Genomic DNA, 19,902 nt, shown 5'->3' on the forward strand with positions numbered 1-19,902 from the left:
GCCTAATGGACACCTTCTTACCTAATGAGGAGAAGGGCAAACCAATCTTGCTGTGCGCCACTCAGGTTATCGCAAAGAGGTGTCATATTTTGGTAGATGCGCAAAATTTTATAGGCTAACACCATAAAGCGCTTGATAATCCTCAAGCTTTTTAACCTGCTCGTTTTGATTGACACTTTTTAAGTAGTCGATTAAATCAAATAAGGTGATTATGGAATAAACGTCAATACCTTGAGCTTTAATTTCAGCCAATGCTGAGTTTTCAGATACTCCTCGTTCGCAGCGATCGAGTGCTATGATAACTCCAGTTAATTGCCCTCCATTTTCTTTAATTAAAATTTGAGACTCTCTAAACGCAGTACCAGCAGTAATGACATCATCAACAATAATCGTTCTTCCAGTTAATGGAGCACCAATTAATTGACCTCCTTCACCATGATCTTTTACCTCTTTACGGTTAAAAGTAACGGTAGTTTCTTTGCCTAATTCTGCTAAGGCTATCGCGGTAGCAGTAGCAAGAGGTAACCCTTTATAGGCAGGTCCAAATAAATGGTCAAATCGAGCCTTTTGCTCGGTTAGCGTCTTTGCATAAAATTGTCCTAATTGCCGTAAAGCGTTCCCTTGATAAAATAATCCTGCATTAAAAAAGTAAGGACTGATCCGACCTGACTTTAAAATAAATTCCCCAAATTTTAATACTTGGCAATCAAGTGCTAATTTTATAAAAGCTGATTTCATCTGATTCATTATGTAGTTCCAGTAGAGAAAAAAAATTTAAAGATCGCGATTTTTTTTAAAAAATCCTTAACAATCAATAAAAAACTGCTATGCTAATCTATATGTAGTGAATTATTTCCTACATGAGTAAATGTTTATTATAACTCAGTGTTTTAATCATGAATATTTTTTACACTGAAAATAAACATCTGTAATAGTTGGATAGTAAAGCTTAAGACAAAGGGGATAGCTAATGTCGCAAAGAGAAACGGGCCATGTAAAATGGTTCAATGAGAAAAAAGGATTTGGATTTATTATTAATGAAAATGGCGATGACATTTTTGTTCATTATAAAGATATCCAAGGTGTTGGATTTAAAACTCTTCATGAAAATGATCCAGTTTCCTTTGTGCTTGATAAAGGACCCAAAGGGTTGAAGGCACAAGACGTTACCATTATTACTGAATAAGTAAAGTAACGAATAAAATATTCTCAGCTATCGCTGCGTGTTAAGTTTAACCTGGGCTAAAGGTTTCCTGCGACCTGGGTTTGCTTTTCATGCAATTAAATTTTGGTTATAGCTGCAGTCTAAGAATTATTGTTCTGGCGAAGTCTTTTACTGAGCCTGAACGTATAATCTAAGGATGTAGTAAACTAATCATGAATTGTTATTGTCTAAAAATTCACTCTAAAAAATAATCTAAAAGAAACTCTATCAATACTCTTGAATTTCCTACAAAGATCTTCATATATACCGTTCTTGTTTTTGAATCATCGTTATAGAGGTATGTATGAAAAATTTACCTATGTATCAAGTGGATGCATTTGCATCTACTCTTTTTGAAGGTAATCCAGCAGCAGTTTGTCCTTTAGATAATTGGCTCACAGAAAATGAAATGCAAAAAATTGCTACAGAAAATAATTTATCAGAAACTGCTTTTTTTGTTCCTGAAGAAGATGGATTTTATATAAGATGGTTCACGCCCAATGAAGAAGTTGCATTATGTGGCCATGCTACGCTTGCTACGGCGCATGTTATTTTTAATCAATTAGGATTTAAGGGTGAAGAAATAAAATTTAATTGCAAGAGTGGGAGGCTGATTGTAGGCAAACATGGTGATGGATTAATGATGGATTTTCCAGCATTACCCTATCATCCAATTGAACTTTCTCCTGCGCTGCAACTGTTAAATTTAAAAAAGCCTCAGAAAGTCCTTAAAAGTCAGTTTGATTTAATGTTTGTTTATGAAAATGAAAGCGACGTGAGAGATGCTGATCCTGATTTGGATGCTGTAGCCCGTTTGGATTATAGAGGTTTAATTTTAACTGCCCCAGGTAAAAATACTGATGTCTATTCACGCTGTTTTTATCCTGGATGCAATGTTCCAGAAGATCCTGTGACGGGTTCTGCGCATTGCGTTATTGCACCATATTGGTGCGAGCAACTGGGTAAATCACATATCAAAGCGATGCAAGGAAGTAATCGTCAGGGCAAACTGCAATGCGAGGTTAGAGAAGGGCGTGTTTTTCTTTATGGAACGAGTCATCTTTATCTACAAGGTACAATTTATTTGCCATGAACACTATTGAGACACCCAGGCTATTATTAAGAGCGTGGAGCGATGAGGATATCGCTCCATTTTTTTCTATGAATCAAGATCCTAAAGTGATGGAGTTCATGCCCAATCTATGGACTATGGATATGGTGACATCGTTTATACAACGAATGGATACTCAACTGGCTGAAGCTCATTATACTTTATGGGCTGTAGAAGAAAAAAGTACACACCAATTCATGGGGTTTATTGGTTTAAACAGTCCAGTTTGGGAAGCACATTTTACACCTTGTGTAGAAATCGGATGGCGTTTGGCATTTTCTTTTTGGGGTAGGGGTTATGCAACTGAAGGAGCCAAAGTTGTTTTGAATTACGCTTTTAATGTTTTAAATTTAAAAGAAATTGTTGCCTTTACAGTACCAGATAATTTACGTTCCCAACGCGTTATGGAAAAGCTTGGAATGATTCGAGATGAACAGGGGGATTTTCTTCACCCTAAAATTGACCCTGTCAATTCTTTGGCGAAACATTATTTATTTAGGATAACTAATAAGAGGGATTAGTCATTTTTATCATTAATCTCATTGATTTTATTCTGTTACCAAGTCATCTCTGCGTTACGCTTGGGTTGACGGTGTAGAGCAATTATTTAATGACTTTATATATAGTTCTAATTATTATGATTTGTATTTGGAATGTTCATGTGAGAAAAGGAGAGCTATGACTATTTATATGTTTCCTGGGCAAGGTTCCCAGGCAAAAGGAATGGGAATTGAATTATTTTCATATTTCCCTGAACAAATAAAACAAGCTGATGAGGTTCTAGGATATTCCATTAAAGAATTATGTTTAGAAGATCCAAAGCAGCAATTAAGTCATACCGCATACACTCAACCTGCGTTATATGTGATTGAAGCACTCTCTTTTTTAGCCAGAGCAGCGGAAGAACCAATGCCAGAATATCTCATTGGACATAGTCTAGGAGAATATGCTGCATTATTTGCTGCGGGTGCCTTTGATTTTGTTACTGGCTTAAAGCTGGTGCAAAAACGAGGTGAGTTGATGGCTCAGGCTAGTGGTGGAGGAATGCTTGCTGTAATTAATTTAACTGAAGATCGAATAAGGTTTTTACTTAGAGTTAATGGATTGGATTCTGTGGATTTTGCTAATTTTAACTCGCCGAAACAAATTGTCCTTTCAGGACCTGCAGTCGATATTGCCAAAGCGAACGACCTACTTGCCAGTGAAGCGTTGATGTGTGTACCCCTAAAAGTTAGTGGCGCATTCCATTCACGTTATATGCAATCAGCAGCTGATGAGTTTGCAAAATTTATTGCTCCTTTTCAGTTTTCGCCACTTCAATCACAAGTGATTGCTAATGTCTCATCGGAACTTTATAGCGACAATATGGTGAAAGATAATCTGGTGAAGCAAATTACTCATCCTGTACGCTGGACTGAAACAATTCGCTATTTAAAAAATCAAGGCGAAACAGTTTTTATAGAGGTGGGCCCCGGAAATGTGTTGACACGCTTGGCCTCGCAAATTTGATTGTCTTAAAAGAATACCCTCATTCGCCCGGAAAGGGCGCCTTTTGTTTATTTTTTGTCGTCCCGAGCATAGCGGGGGATCTCCATACTGTAGCGCTATGTGACGATTGAGAGATCCCTCGAGGCAGTCGGGATGACGGGAATAGGAGTGAATGATAAATTCTCCAATTCATGATATCCAAATGAAAAAAATCATCTACACTTAATCATGGTTCAATTTACAGAGGAAGTAATATGACAATTAGACTGAAACATGATGGCGGTACTCTAGAAGCAATAGAACTTGCTCATTTACAACATCATTTAGCGATTCCTCACCTTATGAAGTATCTGCAGTCAAAAGGTTCAAAACAATGTAAATCAATCAAAAAAATTAGTGTGGATCACTCTTGCTTGAATGATAATGATTATTTTGCATTACATGATATTTTGAAATTATCCTCAAAAGTTAATGAGATTTCATTTGAAGCGAATCATATTGATACTGATCGCATTGCTTATCTATTTGAGTCTTTGCCCAGTAAGGAACTCAATAAAATCAAATTCACAGACAATTGGATGGGCGATAAAATTTCTAGTGATTTTTTCTCTTTTTTAAACAATAAAAAACTGACATTTTTGGATTTATCCTTAAATTGGTTGCGAGATATTGGTGTGCAGCGCTTACTCAATGCAATAGATGCAAATACTGAATTGAATGAGTTGGTACTCAGCTGTAATGATTTTGGTTTGGATGGAATGAAAGCATTGCGTTATTTTGTATTGAGGCATCCTTCATTAAAAATTTTGGATATATCCTATAACAACATGAATGAACGATGTGCTGAAGAAATTTCCGCTATGATAACCGAATCACAATCTCTGACTCATTTGAACGTCAGAAGTAATAAAATTGGTGATGCTGGTGCTATGCTTATTGCACAATCATTAAAATCTAATAATAATCTAAAATATGTAGATTTATCAGATAATAAAATCTCAGAGACAGGTCTGTCTCAGCTCGTACGTGAGGCAGAAGCTCATAGTCATCTTGAAGACTTAATATTAAAGCATAACCATCTTCTTCCCTCAGCATTAAAAACGAGTCGTTCAGACTTGCAAATTGTTTATTGATAACATAGATGCAGAATTAAATAACCGTTCAGTGTAGTATGCATCCCTAATGATGAATATTAATGAACGGTTATCGTTTAAACTTTGGAGTTATGTTGATGGGCTTTGGTGTTTTTTACCTCTTGAAAAAGCGTATTTTCTTGCCTTTTTTTCTCACCCAGTTTTTTGGCGCTTTTAACGATAATGCATTCAAATTAGCGATGCTCACGTTGATTAGCTACCACTTAACCCATGACCAAGCTCAATCTGAATTTTATCAAGCAATAGCAGGTGCTTTATTCATAACGCCTTTTTTTCTTTTCTCAGCCACTGCCGGACAATTAGCAGATAAATACGATAAAACTTTAGTGACCAGGGTCATTAAACTATTAGAATTATTTTTAATGATTGTTGGTAGCTTCTCTCTATATTTTGGCAATATTTTTTTGATGATGATAACCCTGACTGGTTTAGGTATTCACTCAACATTTTTTGGACCCATAAAATATGCCATTTTGCCCGAGCATTTACCCAAAAATGATTTATTAGGTGCAACAGGTCTAATTGATGCGAGTACCTTTATTGCTATACTAGTTGGAACTACTATGGGTAGCTTATCCATTGGCGCAAATAATCCTAGACCTTACATGGCAGTTTTTTTAACGGTGATTGTTGCTCTTGCTGGGTTAACTTCAAGTATGCTGATACCTAGGGCTCCTTCGACATCCGAATCGATTAAGGTTGATTTTCAGATTTGGCGTGCCACTTATCAAATGTTAAAGCAGGCTACAGCGCATTTTGGTATTTTATTATGTATTTTAATTTTATCTTGGTTTTGGTTGTTAGGGACAGTAATCCTTACAAAACTACCTGACTACACGAATTATGTTTTAGGAGCAAATAATACTGTTTTTGCGCTGTTTCTGGCATTGTTTTCATTAGGCATTGCATTCGGTTCTCTATCGGTTAATTATATTTTTCAAGGCCGGATTAATCTTAACATGGTTCCTTGGGCTATGTTTGCCTTTACTTGTTTTTCAATGGATCTGTATTGGGCCTCACCTAATGCAACTGAACAAAATACTTTACTTAGTCTACATACCTTCTTCACACACTTTAATCATTGGCGCATTGCTGTTGACTTATTTATGTTAGCCTTTAGTTCAGGTTTATTTCTTGTTCCCCTGTATACTTATTTACAGGTTATGAGTCCACCCCACTCTAGAGCACGAATTATTGCTACCAATAATATTTATAACTCGTTATTTATGGTTGTGGGGACATTTATGGTCATTGGTCTCTTGCATTTTAGCGCGGCAATTCCACAAATTTTTTTAATTTTAAGTCTATTCAACGCCATAGCTGCAGCTCTTGCTCGGATTTATTTAAAAAGGGTGGCTTTGCCCTAAATGTGATAGGAAAAAAAGAATGAAACAAACAAGCAAGGGTGAATAAATAAAATGTATATTGGGCCTTGGCCCAACATAATTCAATTTAGCATTGTAGCCCGATTAGCCCATCGTAATCCAATTACACTCTTTGTTTCTCTGCTAACCAATCACGTGCTGGCAGAAAATCGGTATAAAGTTTCGCTTCCGCACTCTGTGCAACAGGCTGCCAGTTGTATGCCCACGTGACCTCGGGTGGCAAAGACATTAAAATGGATTCGGTTCTGCCGTTTGACTGTAATCCAAATAAAGTACCGCGGTCATAGACTAAATTGAATTCTACATAGCGTCCTCTTCGATAATTTTGAAATGCTTTTTCTCTTTCACCAAAGGGATGGGATTTGCGACGTTCTACTATGGGGGCGTAGGCTTCAATGTAGTGATTGCCTATACTTTGCATCAGGGAAAAACTATGATCAAAACTTATTTCATTATAATCGTCAAAAAATAAACCACCAATACCACGCGCTTCATTTCGATGTTTGATGAAAAAATAATCATCACACCATTGTTTGAATTTTGGATAAATCGATTGGCCAAAAGGTTGGCAGGCACGTAATGCAGTTTGATGCCAATGCATGCAATCTTCTTCAAATCCATAATAAGGTGTTAAATCAAATCCACCACCAAACCACCAAACGGGATCAGCCCCTTCTTTTTCTGCAAGAAAAAAACGAACATTCGCATGTGAAGTAGGCACGTAAGGATTATCAGGGTGAATGACTAAGGAGACACCAAGTGCATTAAAGTTTCTTCCTGCTAATTCGGGACGGTGTGCGCTGGCTGACGCAGGAAGTTTTTCTCCAGAGACGTGGGAAAAATTGACACCTGCTTTTGCAAAGACGGAACCTTGAGTCAAAACACGTGTAATTCCACCACCTCCAGCAGGACGCTCCCAAGCATCTTCAATAAATTGAGCTTGACCATCTAAATTTTCAAGTCTGGAACAAATTGTATTTTGTAATTGCAGCAGATAGGTTTTTACTTGTTGTATCGCATGTTCAGGAAGGGTGTTGTCTTTTGACATGGTTGAGCTCCCCAGGGTTATAACCTCTTTATTTTCTCACTTATTTGAAATTGGCACAATGTTTGCTTTTCAAGTTGTACTTACTTTAAGAGGGGGAACTATGGCGTTAGATCTTGATACCTATTTCGGAATACACGCTAAAGCCTTAGTAGCACGTGAGCATAGAGCTTCGCAGTTGGCAAACAATTTGGCTAATGCCAATACGCCCAATTATAAAGCTCAAGATATCGATTTCAATGAGTTTTTAGCTGCTAGTATGGCTGGTGGAGCACAAAAAATGCAGGTTACCTCCCCAGACCATATTAATGCGAATGCCGATTTTTCAGCGAATTTGAAATATCGAGTTACTTCGCAAATGTCATTAGATGGAAATACAGTAGATAAAGATTTAGAAACCACAGAGTTTGCACATAACTCGCTTAACTATCAGGCGAGCTTGAGTTTTCTTGATAATAAAATTAAATCCATGATGCTGGCGTTGAAAGGAGAATAATAATGTCATTAAGCGCGATTTTTAATATTGCAGGTTCCGCATTAACTGCTGAGACAGCACGTTTGACGACTAGCGCTGAGAACATGAGTAATGCTAACGTAGAGTCAGGTAATGCTAGTGAAGTATATAAAGCAAAATATCCTATTTTCAAGGCAGTTCAGGAACATGCGAATCAATGGATGGGAGAACAAACATCCGGGGGCGTTCAGCTTAAAGGGACTTATGAGAGTACTACGGACCCTATAAAGCGTTATGCGCCTGATAATCCCTTAGCGGATAAACAAGGTTTTGTTTATACACCGAATGTAAATTATGTTGAAGAAATGGCAAACGTAATTTCAGCTTCAAGGTCATATCAAATGGATGTTGAATTGCTTAATACCACAAAACAGCTTATGCAGCGTACCTTAAAGCTGGGTGAATAAAGGGAGAGAAAGGAATGACAACAAATTCGGTTAATGGGACGAATGCATCGAATCTACCGTATAATCAAATTGATTCTTCAGCAAAGAAAAGTCTGGGGCAACAGGATTTTCTTCGCTTAATGGTGGCTCAAATTCAAAATCAGGATCCCATGCAACCTCAAGTAAACGGTGAGTTTTTATCCCAGTTGGCTCAGTTTAGTACCAATGATGGGGTTACTAAAATGCAGGAGTCATTACAGCAGATGGCTACTTCACTCCAATCAAATCAGGCTTTACAAGCTTCAGCTTTGGTTGGTCGCAAGGTTTTAGTGAATAGTAATACTCTTCAATTGGGTGCAGAGGGTGATTCAAAGGCAGCAGTGGATATCCCACCAGGACTCAGTAATTTGAGTGCTTCTATTTATTCAGAGACCGGAGAGCTTATAAAGACAATTCCCTTAGGTCAACCTACACCTGGATTTTTTCAATTCAGTTGGGATGGCACTGGCGGGGACAATAATCGCGTGAAAGAAGGTAAATATAAGGTTGATGTCCATGCAGTTTATGGAGGGAAAGAGGTATCTTTAAAAACAATGACCTCTGCAAATGTTGATAGTGTAAGCCTTGGTCAAAGTGGTGAAGGCTTAAAATTAAATGTTGCAGGAGTTGGACCAATATCATTGGATCAGGTAAGACAAATATCAGTTTAAAGCAGGAGGCTAAAATGATTTTTGACGCAGCGCTAAGTGGACTTCAGGCAGCAACAAGTAATTTGGACGTTATAGGTAATAATATCGCAAACTCTTCTACCGTAGGATTTAAAGGATCGCGCGCAGATTTTGGTGATATTTACTCATTTGGTGGTTACGGTAGCTTTGGTGCAGGCAGTACATCCATCGGTGGTGGAGTAATGTTGACTTCGGTTCAACAACAGTTTGCATCAGGAAATTTGACCAATAGTACGAACAGTCTGGATTTGGCAGTGAACGGTTCTGGATTTTTTATTTTGGATAATCCAGGGGGCGGGGCAGTCTATACACGTGCAGGTCAGTTTAGTTTGAACAACCAAAATTATATTACCAATGCCAATGGACAATATCTTACTGGACTACTTTCGGATGGAAAAGGAAATATTACTGGAACATCAGGGAAATTACAGATAGATACAGCAAATATAAGTCCTCAGGCAAGCACTAAAGTAACCACTGGGGTTAATTTGAACTCACAAAGTACAGCTCCAGCAGTTGACTGGACTGGTGGTGCAACACCACTTAGTAGCTCGTATAATAATCCTACTTCCTTGACTATTTACGACAGCTTAGGAAATTCTCACGTATTGAGTATGTATTTTATCAAAGCTGACTCTGCGGCGACATCAGGACAACCTAATGCTGCAACTCCTCCAGGCACAGAAAATCAATGGTATGTTGCATTCCAAATCGACAATCAAGATGTTCCTCCTATCACAGGGACTGGCAACACCGCGAACCTGTTTGAGATGAATTTTAATACGGATGGAACTTTTGTGGGAGTTGCTAGTCCTGGCGGCGCTCCTATAGCCAATAATCTCATTCCATTGGCATTTAACCTAAATAATGGTGCTGACCCTTTAAATTTAAATATTGATTTAACAAACAGTACGCAGTTTGGTAGCCCATTTGCTGTTCAATCTACCTCATCAAATGGTTATACAACTGGAAGTTTGGCGAGCTTGAATATAGATGATAGCGGACTAATTCTAGGAATTTATACCAATGGCCAGTCTTTGGCTATGGGGCAAATTCAATTAGCTAATTTTGCTGATCCTACAGGCTTACAAAACGTAGGAAATGTTTGTTGGGCTCAAACTTCGGCTTCAGGTCAGCCTTTGATTGGAGTCGGCACAACAGGTGGATTAGGTGCCATTAAATCGGGTATGTTGGAGCAATCTAATGTGGATTTGACCAGTGAATTAGTCGATTTAATTAGTGCACAACGTGATTTCCAAGCGAATGCACAGTCCATTCGTGCAGGGGATGCGATTACACAAACAATTATTAATATGCGTTAGGAGGTAACTCATGGATCCTATCTTATATAATGCTGCAGGTGGCGGACGAATTGGTTTTAAGCGTCAGGAAATAATCGCCAATAATTTGGCGAATGTAAACACTCCTGGATTTAAAGCGGATATGTATCAAGCTCAAACCATGTATGCAAATATGGGGGGATCGGACAGCGGCGCAGCCTTTGCGATACAAAAGCAGAATGCACTTGATCTGAGCCCTGGCGGTATTACGACAACTGGACGAAACCTTGATATTGCAATTGAGGGTAATGGTTGGTTTGCAGTGAGTAATGGACAGGGCAAAGAAGGGTATACAAAGGCCGGAAATTTACGCTTAGATGTCAATGGGTTATTAACAACAGCCTCTGGGCATCCTGTTTTGGGTAATGGCGGACCTATTTCAATTCCCCCAGCTCAGGAAATAAACATTGGTGCTGATGGTACAATTACCATTGTGCCACTCGGTGGCGATCCCAATAGCGCCGCGGTATTAGATAGAATTAAGCTCGTTACTCTGGATAAAAATAATATTGTTAAAAGTTCAGAGGGACTTTACCAATTAAAAAACGGTGGAACTCCCGCTGCTGCTGATGCAAGTGTCCAGGTACGAAGTGGTGCTATTGAAGGATCGAATGTTAATGCGATTGATCAGATGGTAGAAATGATTACCTCTGGGCGTGAGTACGATGCTCACATGAAAGTAATGTCTACGGTAGAAGACAATTTTTTAAAATTGGCACAAGTATTGCACGAATAACGCTATTTTAGTATACAAGTAAGAATAATTGCGGAGGGATCTCCATGGAACCAGCATTATGGGTAAGTAAATCAGGCTTGGAAGCCCAAGAAAAAAATATTTCTACGATTGCTAATAACTTGGCAAACGTCAATACAACTGGCTTTAAAAAAGATAGAGCAATATTCCAGGATTTACTTTATCAAAATACAAGCCAGGCGGGTGCTCAATCTTCCGAGAACTCTTTAATTCCAACAGGGATTAATGCAGGTTCAGGTGTTCATTTAGCTGCTACGGAAAAAATATTTGAACAAGGAAGTGCGCAAAATACACGTAATCCATATGACCTTATGATACAAGGTCAAGGTTTCTTTACGATTTTGATGCCTGACGGTACTCAAGCATATACTCGTGATGGTACTTTTACAGTCGATAGGACAGGACAGCTCGTTGATATGAATGGCTATCCCTTGCAACCTGCAATAAATATTCCTGCACAGACTCTAGGTGTAACGATTAGTACCGAAGGGGTGGTGAGTGCTACAGTTGTTGGAAGTAATACTCCAACAGTACTTGGAACCATTCAATTAGCGAATTTTACTAACCCAGCAGGACTTCAACCTATAGGACAAAACCTGTTTACAGAGACAGCTTCAAGCGGTGCTGCAACATTGAATAATCCAGGAAATTCAGGTGTTGGTACCTTGTTACAAGGTTCTCTAGAAGCATCGAATGTGAATGTGGTTGAAGAGCTGGTCAATATGATTCAAGCACAAAGAAGCTATGAGATTACGGCAAAGGGTATCCAGACTGTGGATAACATGCTGCAATACTTAAATCAAACCGTTTAAGAAGATTTCATTGATGAAATTATTTAATTTGCTTGTTGCAGGCTTCATTGCGATTCTTTTGAGTGGGTGTGAACTTTTAAATCCTCCTCAGCGTGGGAAGGATCCTGAGTTTGCACCTACATATCCTACGACACCTGACCCCAAGGAATTAAGGAAAGAGTCGGGTGCAATTTATAGTGCGGAAACTGCCTTACCTCTTTTTGAAACACCAAGAGCGCGACACGCAGGGGATATAATTACAGTATTTTTGGTTGAAAGTACTAAGGCATCAAAAAACGCAACATTGCAGCAGATGAAAACAGATACCAACGTCGTCAAGAACAAACTGTTTTTAGGACGGCCTATTTCTTTTGGCAGTGGTTACAGCATGGATTTTGACTTGAACAATCAACGACAATTCAATGGTTCTGCACAAGCTGTACAAAATAATAAATTGGCGGGAAGTATTTCAGTTACAGTATCTCAAGTTTTGGCAAATGGTAATATGGTCGTACAGGGTGAAAAGTGGGTTAAAATCGATCAAGGGGAAGAGTATGTTCGATTATCAGGGATTATTCGACCTCAGGATATCAGAGCGGATAACTCCATCACCTCGGATCGTTTAGCAAATGCGCGTATTGCATATGGTGGCACAGGCCAAGTGAATAATACAAATGCACAGGGCTGGCTGGCGCGATTTATGTGGGGCCCATTGTTCCCAACTTAATCTGAGATAAAAAAGTTGTGTAGAAAAAAACATTCCATTCCTGCCTAAGCGGGAATGGTCAAGAGATAAATCCGGGGTAAAGCAGCACGATTGATTATGGATGCTTTTAACCGTTATCAATGAACAAGGAAAATTGTAATGCGGCGATTGCTGATAATTACATGGATGTTAGCGATAAACTTGATTGCAAATCAGGCTTATAGTGAACGAATAAAAGACATTGCTACATTGGCTGGTGTCCGCACCAACCAATTAGTTGGTTATGGTTTGGTGGTCGGTTTAAATGGTACCGGAGATAAAAACGGAACACGATATACTGAAGATACTTTTGCAAACCTGCTTACTCAATTAGGTGTAAACATCCAACCGGGAACTAAGCTTAATTCAAAAAATATGGCCGCAGTCATGGTGACTGCGAGTTTGTCTTCTTTTATGAAAAAGGGACAAGCTATGGATGTTAATGTGTCATCTATTGGTGATTCAAAAAGCTTATTAGGTGGCACCTTATTGATGACCCCAATGAAAGGAGCCGATGGGCGAGTTTATGCAGTGGCCCAAGGAAATGTGATTGTATCCGGGGTAAGTGCAGCTGGAAGCGATGGTACAAGTGTTACCGTAAATGTTCCCAGTGGGGCACGAATTCCTAATGGTGCGACCATTGAGGTCGATATACCTAATCCCTTTTATTTTACAAAAGAATTAACATTCAATTTACACATGCCTGATTTTACAACAGCAAAACGCATGTGCGATGCCATTAATGAAATGATGGGGCCAGGAACTGCTAGAGCTTTAGATGCGACATCGGTGGTTGTAACTGCCCCCAAAAAAATGTCTCAACGTGTAGACTATGTTTCAGTGTTAGAAAATATTGAATTTAAACCCGCTGAGGCAATAGCAAAAATTATTATTAATGCGCGTACAGGGACGGTGGTTATTTCTTCTAATGTCATTGTCAAATCAGCGGCGGTCTCCCATGGTAATTTAGTGGTGAGCGTGACTGAAACCCCAGTGATAAGCCAACCTAATGCTTTTGCACGTGGACGTACCGTTTCAACCCAACAGTCACAAGTTTCCATTGAACAAAGAAACAATCATGCATTTGTTTTACCACGAGGTGTTACATTAAAGGATATTGTTCGAGGTATTAATGCTGTAGGAGCAACACCTGCTGATGTGATCGCGATACTTGAAGCACTACAACAAGCAGGTGCTTTAAATGCTACTTTAATCGTGATATAGCTTGGATTTGATTGGTGAACAGGATCCATAAAGATAGAGGATTAAAATGACGGTACAAGGAATTGCAACCAGTGATTTTAGTGCATTAAATGAACTAAAAGTTCAAGCACAAAATAATGCAAAAGAGGCCTTACCTGAGGCAGCGAAACAATTTGAAGGTATATTCTTGCAATCCATGTTGAAAAGCATGCGTATGGGACAGCATTTTCTTGAAGAATCGAGTCCATTTAGAGGCAAGGATAGGGAAACCTTTCAGGATATGTTGGATGCTCAATATGCAAGTACTATTGCCAATTCTAAAGGTGTTGGTTTAGCCGAGATGCTTGCAAAACAAATGGAGCATAATTTGCCTAATGTAGAACCAACGGAAAAAAGAACAACAGAGACGGTTAATTCTGACTCAATATCCCCCAAGCCTGTAAAACAAGAGCAGGATAAATCAACGAGCACCATTGATGAGTTTGTCAAATCCATCTGGCCCAAAGCCAAACAAGCCGCATCAATTATTGGTTTGGATCCTAAAATCTTAATGGCTCAAGCCGCATTAGAAACAGGGTGGGGGAAATTTGTTACAAAGGATGTTGATGGCACCAGCAGTAACAATTTATTCAATATCAAATCGGGTAACAGCAAAGAGTTTGATTCAGTCAATGTAAAAACAACCGAGTATATTGCAGACACACCAATTAAAATCAATGCATCATTTAGAAAATATCCCTCGGTTGAACAAAGCTTTAATGACTATATATCTTTAATTAAAGGAAATGATCGATATCAAAATGCTTTAGCTAGTGCCGCAAACCCTGAACTGTTTGTTAATGAGCTGCATAAGGCGGGATATGCTACCGATCCTAATTACAGTACAAAAATTTTATCCATTTATCATGGAGACGAATTAAATCAGGCAATACAACGTTGCGAGTTAGCAGAACAAGTTTAAAGTGGTTTTTGCTGTGATGTATTGTGCTAAATAAAAATGGTGTAATTAGAAAATAAGATACTTTTGCAGGATGTTTGAAGAATAGGTCAGGGAGCAAATAATTATGTCAATACTAAGTATTGCTTATTCAGGAATGAATGCTTTTCAGAACGCATTGAGTGTTACTGGAAATAATATTGCAAATTGCAAAACACGAGGATATTCAAGACAAAGCATTCAATTTGCTCCAAACCCATCTAGAAGTTTTGCAGGATCTTTTATTGGTTCAGGCGTGGCGGTTAACAATGTATATCGTAACGTGGATCAATTTGCGAACGCTCAAGTGAGAAGTACGTTAAGTGTTAAATCCCAATATGATACTTTTTACCAACAAGCCTTGGAAATTAATAAATTACTTTCTCAAGATGGCAGCAGTCTTTCTGTATCCTTGCAGTCCTTTTTTGATTCATTAGGTCAATTAAATAATGCACCAGACAACGTAGCCTCACGCAATGTGGTGATGAGTCAAACTCAATTATTAGCAAGTCAATTTTTATTTTTGCAACAAAATCTGGATCAATATCAGGCAAACTCAACGGCGCAGATTAAAGAAATAACAAATAAAATTAATCAATTAACTTCTAGTCTTGCAGCAGTAAATGAGCAAATAACGAACTCACCGAACTCTCCTGATTTACTGGACCAACGCGATGAATTACTCAAAGAATTATCTCAGTATTCTGATTTAACTGTAGTTGAACAGGATAATGGGATGGTGGATGTAGGGATTGGTAGTGGTCAAATGTTAGTGATCGGAACAACACAAAGAGCTTTATCAGTTAGTTTTGATCCAATAACAGCACAGGGGACTCATGTTTTATTGGATAATGGTGCGGGACAAACAGAAATAACCAATCAATTGTCCAGTGGTACTTTGGGTGGCCTATTGAGTTATGAACGAAATATTTTATCTAAAGCCAGTCAAACCATAGGACAAATGGCAATTGGTTTGGCGCAGACGTTCAATGCTCAGAATAGTTTAGGCATGGATTTAAATAACCAACTAGGGCAAAATATTTTTACTGATTACAATACCCTGGCGATGCAACTGGATCGCGCAGTTGCAGCAGCGACAAATACAGGATCTGGAGTATTGTCAGTGAACATTTCTGACATTACGCAAACTAAAATAACTGATTATCAATTAGTTGTCACTAATGCAGGGTTGAATCAGGTAACGCTCATTCGTGATTCTGACGGCTCCGCAGAGACCTTAAATTGGACGAGCAACCCACCAGCTCCACCCGCGGGGCAAATTGTAGTTGATGGTATGACCATCGCAGTAGATAACATCGGCAATTTAGCAAATAATGATTCTTTTACAATTATGCCGACACGTGGCGCAGCGGACAAATTTGCTTTGCTAATGAGTGATCCTCGTCAGTTAGCCCTCGCATCCCCCGTGCAAACCAGTGCATCCCTCAGTAATACTGGACAAGGACAAATTGCGTTAGGGCCTATTTTAAATACTACTGGGGTCACGAAACAATATACTATTGATTTTATCTCCCCCACTCAATTCAATCTGATCAATGTTACTGATGGTATTACAACGGGGCCGCTTCCTTTTGTTCCCAACACAGATAATGTGATTCAGATTCCAAATGCTACCAATCCGTCTTATTCCATTACTTTATCCGGGGCACCGAATGCAGGAGATCAGTTTACTGCACAGTACAATCAGGGAGGGTATGGTGATAACCGCAATGGATTACTTCTCGCGGGAATTCAACAACAAGATATTTTTTCTAATGGCACTGAAACAATTTTTGATGTTTATTCTGATTTGCTCTCTGAGACAGGAAGCCAAACCAATGAGGCTAAAAATCGTTCTGATGCGTTTCAGGTTTTATATAAGCAATCTGTGGATTATCAGGATAGTATCAGTGGTGTAAATCTTGATGAGGAAGCAGAAAACTTATTACAGTTCAAGCAAGCATATGAAGCTGCGGCAAAGTTAATGGAAATCGCCAATCAAATGATGGACTTACTCTTTCAAATAATGAGGTGATAAATGCGTATTTCAACAAATCAAATTTATCGGAATAGTATTGATAGTTTATTACTCAAGCAAGCACAGGTAGCTAAACTTCAGGAACAGCTCGATGAAAATTTTTTAAAAGTGCGTTATTCATCTGATGATCCCATTGCTTTTGCACAAATTGAGCTTATGAACCAGCGCATCAGTTTTACAGAACTCCTGCAAAAAAACCGTGAAAGTGCTGATAGTGCACTTAGTATGGAAGAATCGGTCTTAAATGATTGCACGACGAGCTTACAACGATTGCGTGATATTCAGGTTCAAGCAGGTAATGCGACTTTATCTGAAGAGGATCGCAAAGCATTAGCAATTGAGGCGACTATTATCTTGAATGAACTGGTCGATTATGCCAATACAAAAGATATTAATGGTGATTATATGTTCAGTGGAGGCCAAACCTCTACATTACCTTTTTCACTGAATGCCTCAGGACAATATGTTTATAATGGTGATAGTACACAGCGTTTCCAGCTCGTTGGGGGTAGTTTTCAAATGGCCATCAATGATCCTGGAGATGGTCTTTTTATGCGCATACCTAATGGGAATGGAAGTTTTACTATTAAACAAACAGGAACTCTTAATACAGGGACTGCATCAGTAAACGCAGGTTCTGTGTCTACTCCCTCAGCTTATGTGCCTGACAATTATACTATGAGTTTTGCATTGAACTCACAAGGTAATCTTGTCGTTATGGTTAGCGGTGCAGCAAGTGGTAATGTCATTCCTCCATCAGGACTACCTGATGATGCACCTTTATATCAGGAGGGAATGACGGTGAGTTTTAACGGCATGGAAATGGTTGTTTCAGGTACACCTGCACCTGGAGATGCTTTTTTAATTACTCCCTCTCAAAATGAATCTGTTTTCGCCACAATACAGGATATGATTAATAACTTGAATCAACCTTATTCAACCGCGACGCAAAAGGCAGCAGCCACAACGGTTAATAATCAACTACTGGCGCAATTTGATAGTGCATTAAGCACCATCTTGGATGCTCGAGCCAATTTGGGTGCTCGTTTAAATCAGTTAGAACATGCGGATGTAGCCAATACTGATTTAATTGAACAAAGTAAAATTACATTGAAACGATTACAAGAAGTCGATCCTATAGTTGCCGCCTCTGAATTTAAACAGGAGTTATATAATTTGGAAGTCGCACAACAAAGTTTTGTGATGATACAAGGTTTATCCGTTTTCAATTTTATTTAGGTCCATTAATTAGTGTAGCAACTGTCTTGAAAGTATTTTCAAGACAGTTGCTACTTCTATTCATGAGTTGAGGTTTGCAGCCAAAATTGGGCTATATCGATTCGTCTTGTTATCCAAATATCCTGATACTGGGTTAAATGATCTAAAAATTGTTTTAAGATAAGGCAACGATCGGGTTTTCCGCTCAGGCGTGGATGTAAGCCTATGGTCATGATGGCAAGACGTTTTTCCTGATAAAGATAATGAAATGTATTCATTAAAGAGTCATAAAATTCTTTGGCGCATGAAAAGCCAGGTGTTGTACTGAATCGAAAATCATTGCAATCTAGAGAGTAGGGGATTACAAGATGCTTATTAATATAATAAGGCAATTCGTCAGCATAACTGTCCGAGTCATAAGTAAAACCGCCAAGCTCAAGCAATAATTCCCGCGTATTTTGACTGCGCCGACCTGTATACCAGCCTTTGGGTTTATGTCCAGTAAGTTTTTCCAATGTTTCAACACATAAAAGTATGTGTCTCTTTTCAACTCGTCTAGGAATATCGGTGTAATTTATCCAGCGCCATCCATGTCCCGCTACCTCATGATCTCGATTGGCAAGATAATCAGCGAATAAAGGATTCAATATCAATGCTTGCCCCGAAACAAAAAAAGTAAGTGGTATTTTATAGTGATCGAATAAGCGTAGAAGACGCCATATTCCTACTCGACTACCGTATTCATAAAAGGATTCTACACTGAAGTTTCTTTGTCCTTTGGCTTTGGGAGCAAATGGAAAATCTGCACCACTCGTTTCAGCGTGCGCATCGCCATTGATAGGGCTTAACTCAGCTCCCTCTTCGTAGTTAATAACAAAATTGATGGCAATCTTTGCTTTATTTGGCCAGGAGAAATTTTTGTCTTTAGGTCCATAGCCCACTAAATCCCTCATGTTTATCCTAATTCAAATGTGGTGATCCCATAAATGCCCACGATAGACTGTTTTGGTGCTCCTTTTAAATACATTCTTGCAGTGGCAAATACTTTAGTCATCCCATATTTATTGACTAAATCAACCGCCAAGGGATTATTTTCTGGAATATCCAGATAGACAGTCTCACCATGAGCATATTCAACCAATTGTTCAAACAGTTTTTCGGCAATAAAAGGGCTTTCTGCAAACAATGGACCTATTTTGTAACCCTCAAAACATTTTCTAATGACACCATAACCTTTTAATTGATTTTCTTTAATATAACCAATCGCTAATGCCGTATTTTGTTTAATCCAAGCGGATAGGAATTTTGCTCTAGGGGCAGGAAAATAGTGGTGGTCATATTGGATTATCTGATCCCACGATACGCATTTTAGATCAACTAAATGCGAATCGGTTTTAGGGGTTAACTGTGAGTGCTCTAATGCATAACGGGCATTATTATGGGCAAATTGATAGCCTATTCGTGAATAATTTTCGACCATATCGAGCACACCATCAATCCCTGCATTCCTGTCTCCAATATAAGCTAAACGTGCGCGAGTTAACTCCATCCCATAACCTTGAGAACGGTATTTTTTATCGACTATATAAAAACCACAAAAAGCAAAATGTTCGTCATAAATTACAGCAGAGCCCACTGCAATAATTTGACCATTTAATTTTCCAGCGAAGAAACCCTGCGGATCTGTTTGATAAAAACACTCTGCATCATTTAAGCCTGGATTCCAACCTTCTTTTCGAGCCCATTCTACAGCGACTGAGACTTCGTCACGCGTCATCCGTTTGATGCGATATTTGGACATGGTTTTTATTTTTTTGAATGG

The 19,902-nt window shown here is 38.7% G+C and carries 21 protein-coding genes; 17 read left to right on the top strand and 4 right to left on the bottom strand.

The features are described 5' to 3' along the window. Positions 1-108: 108 nt before the first annotated feature. Positions 109-747, bottom strand: a complete 639-nt coding sequence (pyrE, locus tag OQJ26_RS14395; protein ID WP_265704426.1) for an orotate phosphoribosyltransferase — start codon at positions 745-747, stop codon at positions 109-111. Positions 748-970: 223 nt separating this feature from the next. Between pyrE and OQJ26_RS14400 the strand changes: the two genes are divergently transcribed. From OQJ26_RS14400 to OQJ26_RS14425, 6 genes are all read left to right on the top strand, one after another. Then, positions 971-1,186 (top strand): cold-shock protein, encoded by a 216-nt coding sequence (locus OQJ26_RS14400; protein WP_003631957.1) that lies wholly within the window; start codon positions 971-973, stop codon positions 1,184-1,186. Positions 1,187-1,508: 322 nt separating this feature from the next. Beyond that, positions 1,509-2,297, top strand: a complete 789-nt coding sequence (locus OQJ26_RS14405) for a PhzF family phenazine biosynthesis protein (protein ID WP_265704427.1) — start codon at positions 1,509-1,511, stop codon at positions 2,295-2,297. Further along, the gene (locus OQJ26_RS14410) at positions 2,294-2,836 is read left to right on the top strand and encodes a GNAT family N-acetyltransferase (protein WP_265704428.1); all 543 of its coding nucleotides are present in this window, start codon (positions 2,294-2,296) and stop codon (positions 2,834-2,836) included. Before OQJ26_RS14405 ends, OQJ26_RS14410 begins: the two co-directional genes overlap by 4 nt. 157 nt (positions 2,837-2,993) lie before the next feature. Further along, on the top strand, positions 2,994-3,824 hold the full coding sequence (gene fabD / locus OQJ26_RS14415; RefSeq protein WP_265704429.1) for an ACP S-malonyltransferase: 831 nt from the start codon (positions 2,994-2,996) through the stop codon (positions 3,822-3,824). 233 nt (positions 3,825-4,057) lie between these two features. After that, on the top strand, positions 4,058-4,936 hold the full coding sequence (locus OQJ26_RS14420) for a leucine-rich repeat domain-containing protein (RefSeq protein ID WP_265704430.1): 879 nt from the start codon (positions 4,058-4,060) through the stop codon (positions 4,934-4,936). A 98-nt stretch (positions 4,937-5,034) separates the two neighbouring features. Then, entirely contained in the window at positions 5,035-6,324 is a 1,290-nt protein-coding gene (locus OQJ26_RS14425) for an MFS transporter (protein ID WP_265704462.1), read from the top strand. Between the two features lie 121 nt (positions 6,325-6,445). On the opposite strand, the gene hemF is transcribed toward OQJ26_RS14425, so the two are convergent. Further along, on the bottom strand, positions 6,446-7,390 hold the full coding sequence (gene hemF, locus OQJ26_RS14430; protein ID WP_265704431.1) for an oxygen-dependent coproporphyrinogen oxidase: 945 nt from the start codon (positions 7,388-7,390) through the stop codon (positions 6,446-6,448). A gap of 100 nt (positions 7,391-7,490) precedes the next feature. On the opposite strand from hemF, the gene flgB reads away from it, so the two are divergent. The 11 genes from flgB (at position 7,491) to flgL (ending at position 18,101) form a co-directional block, all read left to right on the top strand. Beyond that, entirely contained in the window at positions 7,491-7,883 is a 393-nt protein-coding gene (gene flgB, locus OQJ26_RS14435) for a flagellar basal body rod protein FlgB (protein ID WP_265704432.1), read from the top strand. 2 nt (positions 7,884-7,885) lie between these two features. Further along, complete coding sequence (flgC, locus tag OQJ26_RS14440) at positions 7,886-8,308, top strand: flagellar basal body rod protein FlgC (protein WP_265704433.1); 423 nt, start codon at positions 7,886-7,888, stop codon at positions 8,306-8,308. A 14-nt stretch (positions 8,309-8,322) separates the two neighbouring features. Further along, on the top strand, positions 8,323-8,997 hold the full coding sequence (locus tag OQJ26_RS14445; RefSeq protein ID WP_265704434.1) for a flagellar hook assembly protein FlgD: 675 nt from the start codon (positions 8,323-8,325) through the stop codon (positions 8,995-8,997). A gap of 14 nt (positions 8,998-9,011) precedes the next feature. Beyond that, positions 9,012-10,337, top strand: a complete 1,326-nt coding sequence (flgE, locus tag OQJ26_RS14450; protein ID WP_265704435.1) for a flagellar hook protein FlgE — start codon at positions 9,012-9,014, stop codon at positions 10,335-10,337. A 10-nt stretch (positions 10,338-10,347) separates the two neighbouring features. Then, positions 10,348-11,091, top strand: a complete 744-nt coding sequence (gene flgF / locus OQJ26_RS14455; protein ID WP_265704436.1) for a flagellar basal-body rod protein FlgF — start codon at positions 10,348-10,350, stop codon at positions 11,089-11,091. Between the two features lie 44 nt (positions 11,092-11,135). Then, positions 11,136-11,921, top strand: a complete 786-nt coding sequence (gene flgG, locus OQJ26_RS14460; RefSeq protein WP_265704437.1) for a flagellar basal-body rod protein FlgG — start codon at positions 11,136-11,138, stop codon at positions 11,919-11,921. Positions 11,922-11,934: 13 nt separating this feature from the next. After that, entirely contained in the window at positions 11,935-12,627 is a 693-nt protein-coding gene (locus OQJ26_RS14465) for a flagellar basal body L-ring protein FlgH (protein WP_265704438.1), read from the top strand. Positions 12,628-12,765: 138 nt separating this feature from the next. After that, complete coding sequence (locus OQJ26_RS14470; RefSeq protein ID WP_265704439.1) at positions 12,766-13,869, top strand: flagellar basal body P-ring protein FlgI; 1,104 nt, start codon at positions 12,766-12,768, stop codon at positions 13,867-13,869. A 46-nt stretch (positions 13,870-13,915) separates the two neighbouring features. Next, on the top strand, positions 13,916-14,809 hold the full coding sequence (gene flgJ, locus OQJ26_RS14475; RefSeq protein ID WP_265704440.1) for a flagellar assembly peptidoglycan hydrolase FlgJ: 894 nt from the start codon (positions 13,916-13,918) through the stop codon (positions 14,807-14,809). 103 nt (positions 14,810-14,912) lie between these two features. Next, entirely contained in the window at positions 14,913-16,859 is a 1,947-nt protein-coding gene (gene flgK, locus OQJ26_RS14480; RefSeq protein WP_265704441.1) for a flagellar hook-associated protein FlgK, read from the top strand. A gap of 3 nt (positions 16,860-16,862) precedes the next feature. After that, positions 16,863-18,101 carry a flagellar hook-associated protein FlgL gene (gene flgL / locus OQJ26_RS14485; RefSeq protein ID WP_265704442.1) on the top strand — a complete coding sequence of 413 codons (1,239 nt, stop codon included), beginning with the start codon at positions 16,863-16,865 and terminating at the stop codon, positions 18,099-18,101. Between the two features lie 56 nt (positions 18,102-18,157). Here the strand turns inward: flgL and OQJ26_RS14490 are convergent, their stop codons facing one another. Together OQJ26_RS14490 and OQJ26_RS14495 are read right to left on the bottom strand one after the other, a co-directional pair. Next, positions 18,158-19,033: a polysaccharide deacetylase family protein gene (locus tag OQJ26_RS14490; protein ID WP_265704443.1), complete on the bottom strand. Its 876-nt coding sequence runs from the start codon at positions 19,031-19,033 to the stop codon at positions 18,158-18,160. Between the two features lie 2 nt (positions 19,034-19,035). Further along, positions 19,036-19,881 (bottom strand): GNAT family N-acetyltransferase, encoded by an 846-nt coding sequence (locus OQJ26_RS14495; RefSeq protein WP_265704444.1) that lies wholly within the window; start codon positions 19,879-19,881, stop codon positions 19,036-19,038. Positions 19,882-19,902 lie beyond the last annotated feature (21 nt).

Origin of the sequence: Legionella sheltonii, from assembly GCF_026191355.1 — a bacterium.
Lineage (GTDB): Bacteria > Pseudomonadota > Gammaproteobacteria > Legionellales > Legionellaceae > Legionella > Legionella sheltonii.

What these genes read in the sequence shown, in the direction of transcription:
- pyrE (WP_265704426.1), bottom strand. Translation starts at nt 747, where the DNA reads ATGAATCAGATGAAATCAGCTTTTATAAAATTAGCACTTGATTGCCAA.
- OQJ26_RS14400 (WP_003631957.1), top strand. Translation starts at nt 971, where the DNA reads ATGTCGCAAAGAGAAACGGGCCATGTAAAATGGTTCAATGAGAAAAAA.
- OQJ26_RS14405 (WP_265704427.1), top strand. Translation starts at nt 1,509, where the DNA reads ATGAAAAATTTACCTATGTATCAAGTGGATGCATTTGCATCTACTCTT.
- OQJ26_RS14410 (WP_265704428.1), top strand. Translation starts at nt 2,294, where the DNA reads ATGAACACTATTGAGACACCCAGGCTATTATTAAGAGCGTGGAGCGAT.
- fabD (WP_265704429.1), top strand. Translation starts at nt 2,994, where the DNA reads ATGACTATTTATATGTTTCCTGGGCAAGGTTCCCAGGCAAAAGGAATG.
- OQJ26_RS14420 (WP_265704430.1), top strand. Translation starts at nt 4,058, where the DNA reads ATGACAATTAGACTGAAACATGATGGCGGTACTCTAGAAGCAATAGAA.
- OQJ26_RS14425 (WP_265704462.1), top strand. Translation starts at nt 5,035, where the DNA reads ATGGGCTTTGGTGTTTTTTACCTCTTGAAAAAGCGTATTTTCTTGCCT.
- hemF (WP_265704431.1), bottom strand. Translation starts at nt 7,390, where the DNA reads ATGTCAAAAGACAACACCCTTCCTGAACATGCGATACAACAAGTAAAA.
- flgB (WP_265704432.1), top strand. Translation starts at nt 7,491, where the DNA reads ATGGCGTTAGATCTTGATACCTATTTCGGAATACACGCTAAAGCCTTA.
- flgC (WP_265704433.1), top strand. Translation starts at nt 7,886, where the DNA reads ATGTCATTAAGCGCGATTTTTAATATTGCAGGTTCCGCATTAACTGCT.
- OQJ26_RS14445 (WP_265704434.1), top strand. Translation starts at nt 8,323, where the DNA reads ATGACAACAAATTCGGTTAATGGGACGAATGCATCGAATCTACCGTAT.
- flgE (WP_265704435.1), top strand. Translation starts at nt 9,012, where the DNA reads ATGATTTTTGACGCAGCGCTAAGTGGACTTCAGGCAGCAACAAGTAAT.
- flgF (WP_265704436.1), top strand. Translation starts at nt 10,348, where the DNA reads ATGGATCCTATCTTATATAATGCTGCAGGTGGCGGACGAATTGGTTTT.
- flgG (WP_265704437.1), top strand. Translation starts at nt 11,136, where the DNA reads ATGGAACCAGCATTATGGGTAAGTAAATCAGGCTTGGAAGCCCAAGAA.
- OQJ26_RS14465 (WP_265704438.1), top strand. Translation starts at nt 11,935, where the DNA reads ATGAAATTATTTAATTTGCTTGTTGCAGGCTTCATTGCGATTCTTTTG.
- OQJ26_RS14470 (WP_265704439.1), top strand. Translation starts at nt 12,766, where the DNA reads ATGCGGCGATTGCTGATAATTACATGGATGTTAGCGATAAACTTGATT.
- flgJ (WP_265704440.1), top strand. Translation starts at nt 13,916, where the DNA reads ATGACGGTACAAGGAATTGCAACCAGTGATTTTAGTGCATTAAATGAA.
- flgK (WP_265704441.1), top strand. Translation starts at nt 14,913, where the DNA reads ATGTCAATACTAAGTATTGCTTATTCAGGAATGAATGCTTTTCAGAAC.
- flgL (WP_265704442.1), top strand. Translation starts at nt 16,863, where the DNA reads ATGCGTATTTCAACAAATCAAATTTATCGGAATAGTATTGATAGTTTA.
- OQJ26_RS14490 (WP_265704443.1), bottom strand. Translation starts at nt 19,033, where the DNA reads ATGAGGGATTTAGTGGGCTATGGACCTAAAGACAAAAATTTCTCCTGG.
- OQJ26_RS14495 (WP_265704444.1), bottom strand. Translation starts at nt 19,881, where the DNA reads ATGTCCAAATATCGCATCAAACGGATGACGCGTGACGAAGTCTCAGTC.